The sequence below is a fragment of the Arthrobacter crystallopoietes genome (assembly GCF_002849715.1).
Classification (GTDB): Bacteria; Actinomycetota; Actinomycetes; order Actinomycetales; family Micrococcaceae; genus Crystallibacter; species Crystallibacter crystallopoietes.
In genome coordinates, this window is sequence record NZ_CP018863.1 from 1,674,129 (window position 1) to 1,689,629 (window position 15,501).

The 15,501-nt window shown below is 67.7% G+C and carries 17 protein-coding genes; 10 read left to right on the forward strand and 7 right to left on the reverse strand.

Going from position 1 to position 15,501, the window contains the following annotated elements; translation table 11 throughout:
* The first annotated feature begins 28 nt into the window (after positions 1-28).
* The 7 genes from ureE to AC20117_RS07995 all read left to right on the forward strand — a co-directional run bounded on the left by ureE (position 29) and on the right by AC20117_RS07995 (position 6,772).
* Entirely contained in the window at positions 29-502 is a 474-nt protein-coding gene (gene ureE, locus AC20117_RS07965; RefSeq protein WP_074700182.1) for an urease accessory protein UreE, read from the forward strand.
* A 12-nt stretch (positions 503-514) separates the two neighbouring features.
* Positions 515-1,264 (forward strand): urease accessory protein UreF, encoded by a 750-nt coding sequence (locus AC20117_RS07970; protein WP_083339671.1) that lies wholly within the window; start codon positions 515-517, stop codon positions 1,262-1,264.
* 83 nt (positions 1,265-1,347) lie between these two features.
* The gene (gene ureG, locus AC20117_RS07975; RefSeq protein ID WP_074700181.1) at positions 1,348-1,965 is read left to right on the forward strand and encodes an urease accessory protein UreG; all 618 of its coding nucleotides are present in this window, start codon (positions 1,348-1,350) and stop codon (positions 1,963-1,965) included.
* Entirely contained in the window at positions 1,962-2,840 is an 879-nt protein-coding gene (locus tag AC20117_RS07980) for an urease accessory protein UreD (protein WP_074700180.1), read from the forward strand. The genes ureG and AC20117_RS07980 overlap by 4 nt, the downstream gene beginning before the upstream one ends.
* An 81-nt stretch (positions 2,841-2,921) precedes the next feature.
* Positions 2,922-3,974, forward strand: coding sequence for a HoxN/HupN/NixA family nickel/cobalt transporter (locus AC20117_RS07985; protein ID WP_170837946.1), 1,053 nt, complete (start codon positions 2,922-2,924; stop codon positions 3,972-3,974).
* A 170-nt stretch (positions 3,975-4,144) separates the two neighbouring features.
* Positions 4,145-5,596: an amino acid permease gene (locus AC20117_RS07990; RefSeq protein WP_074700179.1), complete on the forward strand. Its 1,452-nt coding sequence runs from the start codon at positions 4,145-4,147 to the stop codon at positions 5,594-5,596.
* 51 nt (positions 5,597-5,647) lie between these two features.
* Positions 5,648-6,772: an endonuclease/exonuclease/phosphatase family protein gene (locus AC20117_RS07995; RefSeq protein WP_074700178.1), complete on the forward strand. Its 1,125-nt coding sequence runs from the start codon at positions 5,648-5,650 to the stop codon at positions 6,770-6,772.
* Between the two features lie 22 nt (positions 6,773-6,794).
* On the opposite strand, the gene AC20117_RS08000 is transcribed toward AC20117_RS07995, so the two are convergent.
* Positions 6,795-7,337 (reverse strand): hypothetical protein, encoded by a 543-nt coding sequence (locus AC20117_RS08000; RefSeq protein ID WP_074700177.1) that lies wholly within the window; start codon positions 7,335-7,337, stop codon positions 6,795-6,797.
* Positions 7,338-7,617: 280 nt separating this feature from the next.
* On the opposite strand from AC20117_RS08000, the gene AC20117_RS08005 reads away from it, so the two are divergent.
* Positions 7,618-7,845 carry a hypothetical protein gene (locus AC20117_RS08005; protein ID WP_074700176.1) on the forward strand — a complete coding sequence of 76 codons (228 nt, stop codon included), beginning with the start codon at positions 7,618-7,620 and terminating at the stop codon, positions 7,843-7,845.
* 123 nt (positions 7,846-7,968) lie between these two features.
* Here AC20117_RS08005 and AC20117_RS08010 read toward each other — a convergent pair whose 3' ends face one another.
* The 5 genes from AC20117_RS08010 to AC20117_RS08030 are packed head-to-tail and all read right to left on the reverse strand — an operon-like array spanning position 7,969 to position 13,920.
* A complete protein-coding gene (locus AC20117_RS08010; RefSeq protein ID WP_074700175.1) occupies positions 7,969-8,247 on the reverse strand; it encodes an HPr family phosphocarrier protein in 279 nt (92 codons plus the stop codon).
* A gap of 26 nt (positions 8,248-8,273) precedes the next feature.
* Entirely contained in the window at positions 8,274-9,959 is a 1,686-nt protein-coding gene (ptsP, locus tag AC20117_RS08015; protein ID WP_074700174.1) for a phosphoenolpyruvate--protein phosphotransferase, read from the reverse strand.
* 57 nt (positions 9,960-10,016) lie between these two features.
* Positions 10,017-12,110: a PTS fructose transporter subunit IIABC gene (locus AC20117_RS08020; RefSeq protein ID WP_074700173.1), complete on the reverse strand. Its 2,094-nt coding sequence runs from the start codon at positions 12,108-12,110 to the stop codon at positions 10,017-10,019.
* A gap of 59 nt (positions 12,111-12,169) precedes the next feature.
* On the reverse strand, positions 12,170-13,141 hold the full coding sequence (locus AC20117_RS08025; RefSeq protein ID WP_074700172.1) for a 1-phosphofructokinase family hexose kinase: 972 nt from the start codon (positions 13,139-13,141) through the stop codon (positions 12,170-12,172).
* On the reverse strand, positions 13,138-13,920 hold the full coding sequence (locus AC20117_RS08030) for a DeoR/GlpR family DNA-binding transcription regulator (RefSeq protein WP_074700171.1): 783 nt from the start codon (positions 13,918-13,920) through the stop codon (positions 13,138-13,140). Before AC20117_RS08030 ends, AC20117_RS08025 begins: the two co-directional genes overlap by 4 nt.
* Before the next feature lie 179 nt (positions 13,921-14,099).
* On the opposite strand from AC20117_RS08030, the gene AC20117_RS08035 reads away from it, so the two are divergent.
* Entirely contained in the window at positions 14,100-14,501 is a 402-nt protein-coding gene (locus tag AC20117_RS08035; protein ID WP_139186763.1) for a hypothetical protein, read from the forward strand.
* A 71-nt stretch (positions 14,502-14,572) separates the two neighbouring features.
* Complete coding sequence (locus AC20117_RS08040; RefSeq protein WP_074700169.1) at positions 14,573-15,193, forward strand: alpha/beta hydrolase; 621 nt, start codon at positions 14,573-14,575, stop codon at positions 15,191-15,193.
* Here AC20117_RS08040 and AC20117_RS08045 read toward each other — a convergent pair.
* The gene (locus AC20117_RS08045) at positions 15,190-15,441 is read right to left on the reverse strand and encodes a DUF6458 family protein (RefSeq protein WP_074700168.1); all 252 of its coding nucleotides are present in this window, start codon (positions 15,439-15,441) and stop codon (positions 15,190-15,192) included. The genes AC20117_RS08040 and AC20117_RS08045 overlap by 4 nt on opposite strands.
* Positions 15,442-15,501: the final 60 nt, after the last annotated feature.

A 15,501-nucleotide genomic window follows, 5' to 3' on the forward strand; every position in this document is an offset into this window, starting at 1 on the left:
ACTTGAATCGATTTGAAAGGACGCATCCATGATTGTTGACCGCGTCATCGGTAACAAACACGAACTTCTGGCCGCCGAACTGGCCGGCCTGCACGAAGAAAAAGTAGTCCTGCCCAGCAGCGAGCTGGTAAAACGCATCCAGCGTGTCAGCACTGACCACGGCAGGGACGTCGGCATCCGGCTCAGCACGCCCGGTGACCTGCGCGACGGGGACATCCTGCACCGGGATGAGCAGAACGTCATTGTCATCTCCGTGCTTCCCACCGACGTGCTGGTCATCGCGCCACGGAGCATCCAGGAGATGGGAACGGTGGCGCACAACCTGGGCAACCGGCATATGCAGGCCCAGTTCTTCGACGCCGAAAGCGACTACCGGGCCGAGGTCATGGTGGTGCAGTACGACCACACCATCGAAGACTTCCTCCGGCATGCGCAGGTTCCCTACACCCGCCAGGAACGCGTGATGCCGGTGCCTTTCCGGCATGCCGAACACACCCACTGAAGCGGCGGCGGAATGACTAACACGACCGCCGGCTCCGCCGTCCCGGCCACAGCGGCAGGGGAGGCAGATGCCTTAGCCGGGCGTCCGCCGTCGTTCTTGCTGCCGTTGCTCCAGCTCTCGGATTCCGCACTGCCTACCGGCGCCTTCAGCCATTCATTCGGGTTGGAAAGCTATCTGGACCGGGGACTGGTCCATGATGAAGCGAGCTTCGGCCAATGGCTGGGGCAGTTCATCCACATCCAGCTGACCTACAGCGACGGAATGGCCATCCGGCTGGTGATGGAGGCCGGCTCGCGAACGGATATCCGGCGAGTGGACCGTATGCTCGCGGCACAGGCGCTGCCCCGGCAGATCCGACTGGCCGGCATCAAAATGGGCGCACGGATGCTGCAGATCGCGGCCGAAACATTCGGCAGCCAGGCCCTTGACGAGTACCGCGAGGACGTCGGCCAGGGAGTGTGCAGCGGTCACCCGGCCGTGGCTTTCGCGCTGGCCGGACGCAACCTCGGCGCCCCGCTGCCGGAACTGCTGGCTACCTACCTGTTTTCCACCGTCACCTCGCTGACCCAGAACGCCATCCGCGCCATCCCGATCGGCCAGAACGCAGGGCAGCGGGTGCTGCGCCGGGCGCACGGCGACGTGCTGGCGGCCGTCGCGCGGATTCCGCACCTGGACACGGAGGACTTCGGCGCCGCGGCGCCGGGGCTGGAAATCGCGCAGATGCGGCACGAGCGTCAACGTGCACGCATGTTCATGTCCTGACCCGGACATCCCTCAACTGACATCCATCCGATCCCGGAGCCTGGTACACCACGGGCGGCCGGGACGCAGAACGCAAGGAGATCATTATGGAACCCATCAAGATCGGTATCGGCGGCCCCGTAGGCGCCGGCAAAACGCAGCTGGTGGAGCGCCTCACCCGGCACCTCAGCACTGAGATATCGATGGCGGCCATCACCAACGATATCTACACCATTGAAGACGCGAAGATCCTCGCGGCCAACGGCATCCTGCCGCTGGACAGGATCGTCGGGATCGAAACCGGCGGTTGCCCGCACACGGCCATCCGCGAGGACACCTCGATGAATTCCGCCGCCGTGGAAGAACTCAAACAGCGCCATCCGGACCTGCAGGTGGTCTTCATCGAGAGCGGGGGCGACAACCTCTCCGCCACGTTCAGCCCGGAGCTGGTGGATTTCTCCATCTACATCATCGACGTGGCCCAGGGCGAGAAGATCCCGCGCAAGGCCGGGCAGGGCATGATCAAATCCGACCTGTTCATCATCAACAAGACCGATCTCGCCCCGCACGTTGGTGCCGATCTGTCCGTCATGGCAGCGGACTCGAAGGAATTCCGCGGCGAACGGCCCTTCTGCTTCACGAACCTGAAGACGGACGAGGGCCTGGATCAGGTCATCGGCTGGCTGAAGCACGATGTCCTGATGCTCGATCTGATCCGATGAGCACCGAGGCTGAACTGCATACCGCCGGGTCCCTGGCTGCAGCCTCCGCCAGACCGACCGGCGAACTGCGGCTCGAAATCGGACTGCGCGGCGGTCGCGGAATTGCGACCAGCCAGTTCCATCAAGGGGCCCTTCGCGTGATCCGGCCGCACTATCTGGATGAGTCCGGGCAGGTCTGCTATGTCGTCGTCAATCCCGGCGGCGGCTATCTGGGCGGGGATGTCTATGAACTCGACGTCGACGTCGCTGCCGGCGCCCGGCTGCTGCTGACCACCCAGTCGGCAACGAAGGTCTACCGCACGCCTGGCAGCCACGCCTTCCAGCAGACCCGCATCCGGTTGGGGCCGGGCGCCAGCCTGGAGTACCTCCCGGACCAGCTGATCGCCTACCGGGAGGCGTCCTACCGTCAGCACACCGTGGTGGAACTCGACGCCCAGGCCTCCCTGGTGATGGCCGAGATCGTCACGCCCGGCTGGTCCCCGGACGGCACCCTGTTCCGGTACGACGAGGTGCGGCTCCGCAGCGACGTCTACGTAGACGGCGAGTTGCTGGCGCTGGACAACCTGCTCATCCGACCGGCGCAGGCCGGCTCCCCGGTGACGGGCATGGTGTTCCTGGAGGATTACACTCACCTCGGTTCGCTGATGGTGGTGGACCGGCGGGTCAACGCTGCCCTCGTCGACGAACTTTACGAGGTGCTCGGCCCGCTGGACCCCGAGGGACAGCTGGGCATCTCCCTTCTGGACGGACCCGGCCTGGTGCTGCGGGCGCTTTCGGGCTCCACCGACACGCTGAACGCCCTGCTGCTGGCCGCCGTCGATCTGCTGCGCGGCCGCTGGTTCGGCCAGACAGGGCTTGACCTGCGCAAATACTGACACTGAAAAACTGCTGACCCTGGCGCCTGACCGCGCCCCCACTTACGCCCGGCCCTCTGACATGGCCGGAAAGGAGAGACGATGAACGTCCGCTTGACGGCAATGGCCGGTTCACATTACCTGGAGCGGGAGAAGCTGCCGCAGGCCCTCCGGATCGGAGCGACCTTTGCTGCCGTCGGGGCTCTGCACCTGGCGACCGCCGGGCTGCTGGCCTACTCGCTGCTGGCGGATGCCCACCCACTGGCCCTGGGTTTGTTGCTCACCGCCTACCTGGCCGGCATCAAGCACAGCTACGACTGGGACCATATCGCCGCCATCGACAATTCCAGCCGGAAGTTCGCAGCTCAGGGCAGAGCGCCGGTCAGCGTCGGTTTCGCGTTCAGTTTCGGCCACAGCAGCGTTGTGCTGCTGGCGGGCATCCTGGTGGTCAGCGGCGCCAGCGTGATGGCGGCCGCGCTGGAGGAAGGTTCCACGGCGAACACGATGCTGGGGCTGATCGGGGCGGGTGTCTCAGCCCTGTTCCTGCTGGCCATCGGTATCTTCAACGGCACCGCCTTCCGGCGCACCGTGCAGCTGTACCGGCGGGCGCGGGCCGGTGACCCCGTCTCCGGACAGGACCTGCAGCCGCAGGGCCTCGTCGCACGGTTGCTGGACAAGCCGCTCTCCCGGGTGAAACGCCCCCGCGACATCTACGTTCTGGGTTTCCTCTTCGGCCTGGGCTTCGACACAGCGACGACGATTGCCTTCCTGCTGCTGACCGCCTCCGCGGCGCTCGCAGGCATCTCGCCGCTGGCGCTGATGGCGCTGCCGCTGGGCTTCACAGCGGCGATGACGCTCTGCGATACGGTCAACGGCCTGGCCATGATGAAGATGTACCGGACCGCAGTGCAGGATCCGGCGCGGCGGATTGGCTTCAACATGGTGGTCACCGGGCTGTCAGCGCTGTCCGCCTTGTTCGTCGCCGTCATTACCGTCGCCGGTATCCTGCGTGAGGTCGTCGGACTGCAGGATCCACTGACCACATTATTGGGCAGCATGGATCTCGGGCATGCCGGACTGCTGCTGGTCGCGGTCTTCCTGACGATTTGGGGTGCCGCTTCCCTGAACTGGCGGCGCCGGCCCGCTGCGGCATGACTGAAGTCAGCCGCGGCCGTCTTTGGGCATTTCGGCGGAGGGAGCGGATCCGAACGGGCAGGAGACTAGTCCTGCGGCTTGTGGAGGACTAGGATCAGTTCACATTAGAGCTGTCTGTGGGCACTGGGGGGAAGCCTCGGGCACGATCCGCCTGCGACCCAAGGTGTGCCATGAGCAACCCAGATAGTAGCCGGTCAGTCCTCCGGCGTAAGCCGATCGACCTGGTTGAAGACGAAAACATCGACAGCGGGCTGTTCAAGAGCCTGGGTCTGTGGCAGCTGACCGCCATCGGCGTCGGCGGCATCATTGGTATCGGAATTTTCACCCTGGCCGGATTGGTGGCCAACGGCGGCGAAGACGCGGACGCGGTCGGCCCGGCGGTCATGATCGCGTTCCTGATCGCCGGCCTGGCCAGCGCCGCCGCGGCCCTGTCCTACGCCGAGTTCGCCGGCATGATTCCGCGCGCCGGCTCCGCCTACACCTACGGCTACGTTGCCCTCGGCGAAATCATCGGCTGGTTCATCGGCTGGGATTTGCTGCTGGAATACACAGCTATCGTGGCGGTGGTCGCCATCGGGATCTCGGGATACTTCTCCGAGTTCATGTCCGGAATCGGCGTCGACGTTCCCATCTGGATGCAGGGCACCGCGGACACGATCGAGGGCGGCGTAATCAATCTGCCGGCCATCGTGGTCTGCCTGTTCATCACCTGGATCCTGAGCCGTGGCACCAAGACTTTCGGCCGGTTCGAGCTCGTTGCAGTGGGACTGAAGGTCCTGCTCATCCTGTTCATCATCGGGCTGGGATTCTTCTTTGTCGACGTCGACAACTACACGCCGTTCATGCCCTCGGGCTTCGGCGCGGTGTTCGCCGGTGCGGCCACGGTGTTCTTCGCGGTCTTCGGTTACGACGCCATGAGCACGGCCGCGGAGGAGGCGACGGACGGCAAGAAACACATGCCCAAGGCCATCCTGCTCTCGCTGGTGATCGCCATGACGCTTTACGTGCTGGCGACGCTGGTGCTGACGGGCATGCAGAACTATACCGACATCAGCCCAACCGCCGGCTTCGCGTCCGCCTTCCAGAACGTCGGCCTGCCGGTTATCGCCACCATCATCTCGGCGTTCGCGGTGATTTCCATCCTGACCGTGATGCTGACCTTCCTGCTTGGCGTCACGCGCGTGTGGTTCTCGATGAGCCGCGACGGCCTGCTGCCCACGTGGTTCGCGGCAACGGACAAGCACGGAACCCCGCAGCGGGTCACCTGGATCGCCGGCATCGCCTCGGCACTGCTGGCCGGCGTGTTCCCCATCCGCGCCGTGGCGGACCTGACCAACATCGGCATTCTCGCCGCCTTCGTGGTGGTCTGCGTGGCCGTGATCGTGCTGCGCCGCACCCGGCCCGACGTGCACCGCACGTTCAGGCTGCCGTGGATGCCGGTGGTGCCCGCGTTCGGCGTGCTCGCCTCCGGCTTCCTGATGCTGCAGCTGCACTGGGAGACCTGGATGAGGTTCGGCATCTGGCTGGTAATCGGCCTGGCCATCTACTTCTTCTACAGCCGCCGGCACTCGCTGATGAACCCGGAAAGCCCGCGCCACGGCCGCCACAAGACCCATACCTGACACAAGCGTTCGCCTGCCGTTCTTACGGCAGGCGAACCGCATACTGGAAAGATGCCGCAGGACACTGTCAGGATCGCCACCTACAACGCCAGCCTCAACCGGGCGGCCAAGGGCAAGCTGGCGGCGGATCTGGCGACGCCGGGCAATGCGCAGGCGCGGAACATTGCCGAGGTGATCCAGCGGAACAATCCGGACATCCTGCTGCTCAATGAGTTCGACTACGACCAGGACCATACGGCGGTGGACCTGTTCCGGGCGAACTATCTGGAGGTTGGCCATCATGGCCAGGCGCCCGTGAGCTACCCGTACGCCTACACCGCCCCGTCCAACACCGGCGTCGACTCGGGGCTTGATCTGAATAACGACGGCGATCTGGGCACCGCCGATGATGCGTTCGGCTTCGGCGAATTCGAGGGACAGTACGGCATGGTGCTGCTGTCCAAATTCCCGATCGAAACGCCGGGCATCCGCACCTTCCGGACCTTCCGCTGGCGGGACATGCCGGGGAACCTGATGCCCGCGGACTACTACTCCGCCGAGGCGCAGGAAGCGCTCCGGCTTTCCAGCAAGTCCCACTGGGATGTGCCGGTGCGGGTGGACGGCGAGACGGTCCACGTGCTCGCCAGCCATCCGACGCCGCCGTCCTTCGACGGGGACGAAGACCGCAACGGGCGGCGGAACAATGACGAGATCCGCTTCTGGACGGACTACGTCTCCGGCGGCCAGCAGGCCGACTATATTTACGACGACGCCGGGCAGCGCGGCGGCCTGAAGCCCGGGGAACGGTTCGTCATCCTGGGCGACCTGAACTCGGACCCGCGGGACGGCGGCTCCTGGCCGGGGTCGATCGCCCAGCTGCTGAAGCACCCGCGGGTCCAGGATCCGGAGCCGGCTTCGCGGGGAGCGGTGGAGGCCGCCAGGCGCCAGGGCGCCAGCAACATCAGCCATCTGGGTGACCCGCGGCTGGACACGGCCGACTTCCAGGACCACCCGGCGCCCGGAAACCTCCGGGTCGACTACGTGCTGCCCTCCAAGAACCTGAACGTCTGCGGCGCCGGGGTCTTCTGGCCCGAGCCGGGCGAGCCGGGGGCGGACCTGACCGGGGAATTCCCGTTTCCGACCAGCGACCACCGGCTAGTCTGGGTGGACCTGAAGCTTCCGAAAGGTCCAGCTTGAACCGGGCAGCCAGGCGGGTGCCCTAACCCCTGCGGCGCTGCCAGGCCAGGCTGTGCAGGAGGAGTGCGGCGACGAGGGCCGTCAGCCCGCCGCCAATGAGCCCCGGCGAGAGCATGCTGAGGAGGTATATCCACTCTGGCGGGCCAAAGCCCGAGTTGACGCCGAACGGATCGTTCATGGTCATTACCGGTCCTAGCGCGGCCCAGAATCCCAGGGCAATGGCGCCCGCTCCCAGCAGCCAGAGGGCCAGCAGGAACGGATTGAACTTCGACCGCGGGGCCGGAGCGGCATCCTGCTCCTCTGACCGCCCGGCCAGCTCGGGCGGGACGACCTCGGACATGCCCGCCGCGCCGGTCAGGTCGGTGGAAGCGGGATGGGCCGCCGGGGCGGGACGGGGCGCCGCTGCGGCCGCGAATCCGGCCTCACTGCGCTCGTTGGCCGCCCTGGAACCGTTACCCGCTATCCGGCCTGCGGGTTCCGCAGAAAGGTCCTGCGGCCTGCCGTCGGCCGGGACCCGGTGCCCGCGCTGGTAGATCGGGTCATACCGGTCATCGAACTGCGTCATGGCGTCCCCCTAAATCTGTTGGGGAAAAATCTACCCGAACTTAGGCCGCGCTGTTAGGCTTGCACGCATGGGAACACTGATTTTCGAGTAGAGACGGTCTCCGCTGTACCGGCCGGCTCCAAAGCTGCCCAATAGAAAATCCTGCTTGTTGAGGCTGTGCCTCCGAGTTCTTTTCCCGTACCTCTTGATGAAAAGACCCGTTTTGCCGGGCTCTGTTCCGGCTTCTGGCGCACCCTCTCAGGCATACATCTCAGGCATACATCGCTCAAACGGAGGAACCATGACCACCATCGACAACAACCCTGACTCGGCCAAGGCCGAACTCAACGTCCATCTTGCCCCCGCTGCCGCCGAGAAATTGAGCAAAGAGCAGCAGAAGCGGCTCGCGGACGCCAAGGGCGCCAAGAGCCCGGGTGACCTGCCGGGCTGGCACAGCATCGGCAACAGCCACAAGCCCACGCATGCCAGCAACAGGCGCGGGCCGGCGGAGAAGAAGGTCCGCTGGTAGCAGCGGGTCCCGCCACTGGCCGCTAACACCGCAGGCTCCGGTTCAGTCGCAGGACTGGACCGGAGCCTGTGCCGTTGCCGGAACCGGTGGGACCGGCCGCGGCGACGCTGCCAGCGGTAGCTGCTATTCGGCGTCGTGGTCTGTTTCGAGCACCTGCACCAGGGTGTCGAGGGCCGCATCGGCGCCGTCGCCCTCGGCCCGCAGCACTACCTTGGAGCCGTGCTCGGCGCCCAAACTCATCAGGGACAGGATGCTGGAGGCGTCCATGGCCTCATCGGCGGGGGCGCCTTCCAGCGCGATGGTGACTTCCACCGGCTGGTCGCCGGCGGCCTCGGCGAAAATGGCGGCGGGGCGGGCGTGCAGGCCAACGCGGCTGGCGACGGTTGCGATACGTTCGGGCATGATTTCTCCTTTGTGACGGGACGTGCTTAGAGTCCGAGGGTTTCGAGCAGGGGCAGTTCGGCGCGCACGGCGGCGCGGGCTTCGGCAGCGGTGTCGGATCCCAGCGCCAGCGCGGCCAGCTGCTGGGCCCGCTCCAGCGGAACGGATTTGAGCACCGCGGCCACGGCGGCCAGCGAGCGGGCGCTCATGGACAGCGAGTTGATGCCCAGGCCAACAAGGACGACGGCGAGGGCCGGGTCCGCGGCTGCCTCGCCGCAGACTCCCACCGGTTTGGGTGCTTCCTGCCGGCTTGCCGCGCCGTCCACAGTGGCCTTGACCAGGTGCAGGACGGCGGGCTGCCAGGGGTCGTTCAGCGCCGCCAGCGGGCCGAGCTGCCGGTCCGCCGCCATGGTGTACTGGGTCAGGTCGTTGGTGCCGATGGAGGCGAAGTCCACGCGCTTGAGGACCGAGCCGGCTGTCACCGCGGCGGAGGGAACCTCCACCATGACGCCCGGCGTCTCCAGCCCCGCGGCTTGGCACAGTTCGGCGAACCGGCCGGCCTCCTCGGCGGTGGCGATCATTGGCGCCATCACCCAGACCTCGGCTTCGCTCTGGGCGGCTGCCGTGGCGATGGCCTGCAACTGGCGCTCCAGCACGCCGGGCGTGGCCAGGTCCGTGCGGTAGCCGCGCACGCCGAGCGCGGGGTTGGGCTCGGTGCTGTCGGTCAGGAACGGCAGCGGCTTGTCGGCACCGGCATCCAGCGTCCGGACCACCACCTTCTTGGCCGGGAAGGCGTCGAAGACGGCCTTGTAGGCGGCCACCTGTTCGTCGATGGTGGGTTCGGAATCGCGGTTGAGGAAGCAGAATTCGGTGCGCAGCAGGCCCACGCCCTCGGCCCCTAACCCTGCGGCCTTGAGCGCATCGTGGCCGCCACCCACGTTGGAGAGCAGCGGGACCAGGTGGCCATCCGCCGTCGTACCCGTGCCGTCGAAAGGCTGCAACGGCTCGCGGGAGGCATAGGCTGCAGCGAGGCTGCGCTCCGTCTCCCCGGGGGACGGTGTGACAGTGCCCGCGGCGCCGTCCACGAAGACTTCCGTTCCCGGCGCCAGTTCCGTGGCGCCGATGGCGGCGACGACGGCGGGCAGCCCGAGCGAGCGGGCGATGATGGCGGTGTGGGACTGCGGTCCGCCGCCGGAGGTGACCAGCGCCAGCACCATCGCCGGGTCCAGCGTGGCGGTGTCCGCCGGTGCCAGGTCCTCCGCGGCCAGCACGAACGGCACCTCCGAGGCGGGGATGCCCGGGGCCGGTACGCCGCGCAGCTCGGCCACGATGCGGGCGCGGACATCGAGCACGTCGGTGGCGCGTTCGGCCATGTAGCCGCCGAGGGACTTGAGCTGTTCGGCGACCTGCTCCGCGGCCTCCCAGATGGCGCGTTCGGTGCCGCGGCCGGCCTCCAGCAGCTTGACCGCGGACTTGAGCAGCATCGGATCCGCGGCCATCAGCGCGGTGGCCTGGAGGACCTCGGCCGCCTCCTTGCGTGCCCCGGCGGCCCGGTCCTTCAGCGCAGCCTGGACCGTCTTCGCCGCGGCACGCAGCCGGTCCGCCTCTGCTTCGGCGGTGGCGCCGGCCGGCAGGCCCGCACCGGGTGCAGGCTCGGCCACGGCCGGCGGCATCTGCAGTACCGGCCCGATCACGCGGCCCGGGCTGACGCCTACTCCGGTAATGCTGGTCATTGCGTACCCCTTGCTCAACTACTCGATGGCTTGTCTGTCAGCGTAGGCTGTTGCGGCCTAGGCCGCGACAGTTTCCGCCGGAGCGGTCTTCTTCGTTGCGTAGCGTTTCAGGGCCAGGACGGCCAGGGCCGAGACGATAGCTCCCACCACCACGGCTACCACAAACATAACCACATTGCCCATCGCAAAGAAGACGAAGATGCCTCCGTGCGGCGCCTGCGAGGTCACACCGGTGGCCATGGTCAGGGCGCCGGTCACCGCGCCGCCGAGCATGCTGGCGGGGATGACACGCAGCGGATCGGCCGCGGCGAACGGAATGGCGCCCTCGGAGATGAATGCCGCGCCCAGCAGCCAGGCGGCCTTGCCGTTTTCACGTTCGGCCAGCGAGAAGCGCTTGCGGTCCAGCACCGTGGCCAGGGCCATCGCCAGCGGCGGCACCATGCCGGCCGCCATCACGGTGGCCATGATCATCCACGGGGCCTGGTTGTCGGCGCTGCCAGCACCGAGACCGGCGACGGCGAAGGCGTAGGCCACCTTGTTGACCGGTCCGCCGAGGTCGAAGCACATCATCAGGCCCAGGATGATGCCCAGGGCCGCCGCGGAAACACCGGTCAGGCCGGAGAGCCAGCCGTTCAGCGCGGTGGTGAGACCGGCGATCGGGCCACCGAGCACCAGGAACATCAGGCCCGAGGCCACAATGGAGGCCAGCAGCGGGATGATCACCACCGGCATCAGGCCGCGCAGCCAGCGGGGGACGGACCATTGCCCGATCAGGTGCGCGATCCACCCGGCCAGCAGGCCGCCGACCAGGCCGCCCAGGAAGCCGGCGCCCATGAAGCCGGCAACCGCGCCGGCGGTGAAGCCCGGAGCGATGCCCGGCCGGTCCGCAATGGCGTAGGCAATGTAGCCGGCCAGCGCGGGGACCAGGAACGCCATGGAGAGCGCGCCGATCTTGAAGGCGACGGCGCCCAGGTAGGTGAGCAGTCCGCCGTCGGGCAGGTTGCCGAAGTTGTTCTCCAGCACCACGGTGTCCGCCACATCGGTGATCGCGTAGCCGCCGAGCAGGAAGCCCAGCGCTATCAGCAGGCCGCCGCCGGCGACAAACGGGATCATGTAGCTGACGCCGGTCAGCAGGGCGCGCTTGAGCTTGGCGCCGATGCTTTCGCCCGCCTGGCCGGTCTGGTGCGAGGCCACGTCGGCGGTGCCGCTGACGCGCCGGGCGTTCGGGTCGTCCGCGGCAGCGAGTGCCTCGCGCAGCATCACGTCGGGTTCGTCGATGGCCCGCTTGACTGGGGACTGGATGACCGGCTTGCCCGCGAAGCGCTCCTTCTCGCGCACGTCGACGTCGACGGCGAAAATCACGGCGTCGGCCTTGTCGATGACGGCAGGATCCAGCGGGGTCGCGCCGGCCGAGCCCTGGGTCTCGACCTGCACCTCGATGCCGGCTTCCTTGCCCGCGGCGACCAGGGAATCGGCCGCCATGTAGGTGTGGGCGATGCCGGTGGGGCAGGCCGTCACGGCAACCAGGGACTTGGGGCGGTTGGGATCGGCCGCGGCAGCAGCGGCGTGCCGGCCGTGCTGCTCGGTCACGGTGGCGGTGCCGGCGGCCACTCCGGAGGCACCTGCAGCAGAACCCGCAGCGGTGGCAGGAGCAGTGCCTGCCCCGGCCGGAGCGCCCGCGGCAGCAGGGGCGGTTTCGTCCGGGAAGAGCGCGCCGTTGACCAGCGCCACGATGTCCGCGGGCGACTCCGCGGCCCGCAGGCTGGCGGTGAAGTCCTTCTTGATCAGGGAGCGGGCGAGCTTGGAGAGCAGCTTCAGGTGTTCCTTGTCGGCTCCCTCGGGCGCGGCGATGAAAAAGACCAGGTCGGCCGGGCCGTCCTTCGCGCCGAAGTCCACGGCGGGAGCCAGCCGCGCCATCGCGAGCGTGGGTTCGAGCACCGCGGAGGAGCGGCAGTGCGGGATGGCGATGCCGCCGGGCACGCCGGTGGCGGTCTTCTGCTCGCGGGCGACGGCGTCGGCATAGAGGCCGTCGAATCCGCTGGCGCGCCCGCTGGCGAGCACCACTTGGGTCAATTGCCGGATCACATCCTGGCTGGTGGCGCCGAGATTCTTATCCAGGGTGACAAGTTCTTCGGTGATGAGGTGGGACATGGCGTCTTCCTTGTGGGCGTGGAACTGACGGGAAATTGGGCTTGCGGGAAGGTGTGAAGTCACGGTGCGGGAACGGAAAGCGAACTAACGACGACGGCGTCCGGCGTCGTCTGCGAAAGGGCGGGCAGGGTGGTGCCGGGCAGTGCTGCCGCAGCGGCACCGTGGGCTACCGCCTGGCGGAGGCAGTCCGCGGCGGCCGCGCCCGAACTGTGCGCCAGCAGGTAGCCGGCCAGGGAGGAATCCCCGGCGCCCACGGTGCTGCGCGCGCTGACCGGCGGATGCGTGGCGTACCAGGCGCCCTCCCGGGTGACGAGGACGGCGCCCTTGGAACCCAACGTGGCGAGCACCGCCTCGGCGCCCTTGTCCAGCAGGAGCGCGGCGGTCTGTGCGGTGAGTTCCGGGTCTGCCTCCAGCGCAGCCTCGCTGTGGACGCCGGCCAGTTCGGCCAGCTCCTCCGCGTTGGGCTTGACCAGATCCGGCACGGCGGCCGGGCCGGCGGCGAAGGCCTGGCGCAGCGGTTCGCCGGACGAATCCACCGCGATCCGCGGCGCGGCCGAGCCGAGTTCTTCGCGGACGCGGACGGTGAGCCGGGCGTAGAAATCGGCTGGTACGCCCGGCGGCAGGGAACCGGCGAGCACGAGCCAGGCGGCGCCGTCGCACTTTGCCAGCACAGCCGCCGCGAGCTCTTCCTGCCGGCTCCTGTCCAGGTGCGGGCCGGGTTCGTTGATCTTGGTGGTGGTGCCGTCCGGCTCGGTCAGCGTGATGTTGCTGCGCAGGGCCTGGCCGATGGGCAGCCCCACGTAGGCGAGGCCGTCCTGCCGCAACCCGGTGATCACGGGATCCTCGGGGTCGCCGGGGAGGATGGCCAGATTGGCGACGCCGGAAGCGGCCAGGGCGCGGGACACATTGACGCCCTTGCCGGCCGCCTGCTGCGAGGCGGCCACCGCGCGCTGCACGCCGCCGCGGATCAGGGAGCCGGGCAGCTCTACCGTGCGGTCCAGGCTGGGGTTGGCCGTGAGGGTGATGATCATGCCACCACCACCTCGACATCCGCGGCCTCCAGCGCCTCGGCCAGCGCGGCCGGCGGTGCGGTGTCGGTAATCAGGGTGTCGATCTCTTCAAGGCCGGCGAAGCGGACCAAGGTTTCCTCCTCGAGTTTGGACGAATCCACCAGCGCGACAACGCGGCGGGCACAGCGGACTATTGCCGTTTTCACGGCGGCTTCCAGCGCGTCCGGGGTGCTCAGTCCGAAGCCGGCGTCGATACCGTTGGCTCCGATGAACGCGATGTCTGGGCGTAGGGCGGCGAACTGTTCCAGCGTGCGTGCGCCGATGCCGGCGCTGGTCAGGCCGCGGACCCGCCCGCCGATCATTTCCAGCTGCAGCTTCGAGCCGGTGGAGATCCGGAAGGCGATGGGGACCGCGTGCGTGATGACCAGCAGGTCTTCGTGCCGGCCGTTGGATTCGGAGGCCAGCAGCTCGGCCAGCTGCTCCGTGGTGGTGCCGGCGTCGATCACCAGCGAGGCCGGGCCGGCGGGGATGAGTTCGAGTGCCTTGCGCACAATCCGCTGCTTCTCCTCGTGCCGCTGGAGCTGGCGGCTGCCCAGGCTCTGTTCGCTGGTGCTGGCGCGGCCGGCTGCGACGGCGCCGCCGTGGACCCGGCGCAGCACGCCCTGCTGTTCGAGGGTGGCAAGATCGCGCCGGACGGTTTCCTTGGTGATGTCGAAGCGGTCGGCCAGTTCGCCCACGGTGGCCCGGTTTTTGGCGGCCACAAGCTCACCGATCTTGCGGTGGCGTTCGGCGGCAAACATGTTTTCTCCTTCGAGAAGTCGGACCGGGAGGGGAGGTGATTGGCATCACGTCGATCTTTGTTTTGATGACTTTATCTGTGTTTGTTTCTGCTTGTCAACGAAAACCAACATAAAAACAGAAAAGCGGGCGCCCGGGGGGTTCGGAGAGCCGTTGGGTTAGCCCTTATACAGTGGGTGCCATGAGGGCGGATGTGCGCAGGTTGATGCTCCTCCAGGCCAGCAACGTGCTGCTCCTGGCGGCCGGCCTGGCCGTGGTGGTGATCGGGGTTGACGCCCTGACCGCGCTGCTCGTGGGATCATCCGGGAGCCCCGGGCTGGGCGGGTTCGGTGCCGTTGTGATGATCGGGGGCGGCCTGCTGTCCCTGGTTTTGGGCGTCTTCGCCTACCGCTGGACGGCTCGCGGAGAACGCTATGCGCCGCTGTTCGGCGTGCTGGGCTGGGCGGTGCTGTGGCTGCCGTTGTCCCTCGCCGCAGCCGAACTCACCGGCGGGCATCCGGCGTCGTCGTTCATCGCTACCGGGATCAGCGGAGCGGGAATTGTGTTCTCATTGGTCGCGCTGGGCAGCAAGAAGCCGCGCTGAGCCGGCCTGCACGCACGTGCCATCGTCCGGCAGGCGCAGTGCCCTCGGCCGGCGGGTGGTAGAAGTAGTCCATGACGACTGCCGTATGGTCCCGCCCCGAGGACGAGCGCGCCGGGACCGAGCTGCTGGTGATGATCCACGGCTACGGGTCCTCCGAGGAGCGGGTGCTGCCGCTGTTCGAGGCGCTGCCGGCGAACGTGACCGGGGTGGCGCTGCGCGGCCATTTCGACGTCGGGGCCAACTATGGCTGGTTCCTGCTGGACGCGTTCCTCGCCTCGGACTTCGCCGACGTCGTCAGCTCGGCCAACAAGGTCTTCGCCTGGCTGGACCCGGTGCTTGCGTCCGGCAAGTTCACCGGGGCCAGCCTGCTGGGCTTCTCGCAGGGCATGGCCATGGCGACCACGCTGATCCGGCTGCGGCCCACGGCCTTTCGTGCCGCCGTCGGGCTTTCAGGTTTTGTGCTGGAGAACGAACTGCTGACCCTGACGGACGACCTGGACGGCACGCTGCCGTTCTTCTGGGGACGGGACGCCGCCGACGTGGTGATCCATCAGGATGCGGTGGACTACGCGGCGGACTGGCTGGAGGCCCACACCCGGCTCACGGCGCGCACCTATCCCGGGATGGGGCACAACATCGGGCCGGACGAGATCCGCGACGTCGGGATTTTCCTGAAGACCTACCTGGGCTAGAGGCCGTTGTCCCGCGTGTCGTCGCGGCGGACGGTCTCCCCGGTGTGCGGGTCGTGCAGCTGGCGGCTCTCGGTCACGCGGCGCCTGCTGGTGCCGGCCATGACTACCGAGATGATCAGGCCCAGCGCACCCACGCCCATCAGGATCCAGCCGACCAGGGTCAGGTCGATAAAGTCGACGACGTCGGCCACCGCGAACGCGAGGATGGCGCCGATGGCGATCAGGGCAATTGAAGATCCAATTCTCATAACCAACTACTCCTTGTTCCTGACGCCAGCCTGCCGGTGGCCACGGGCGTCGATAGAGGA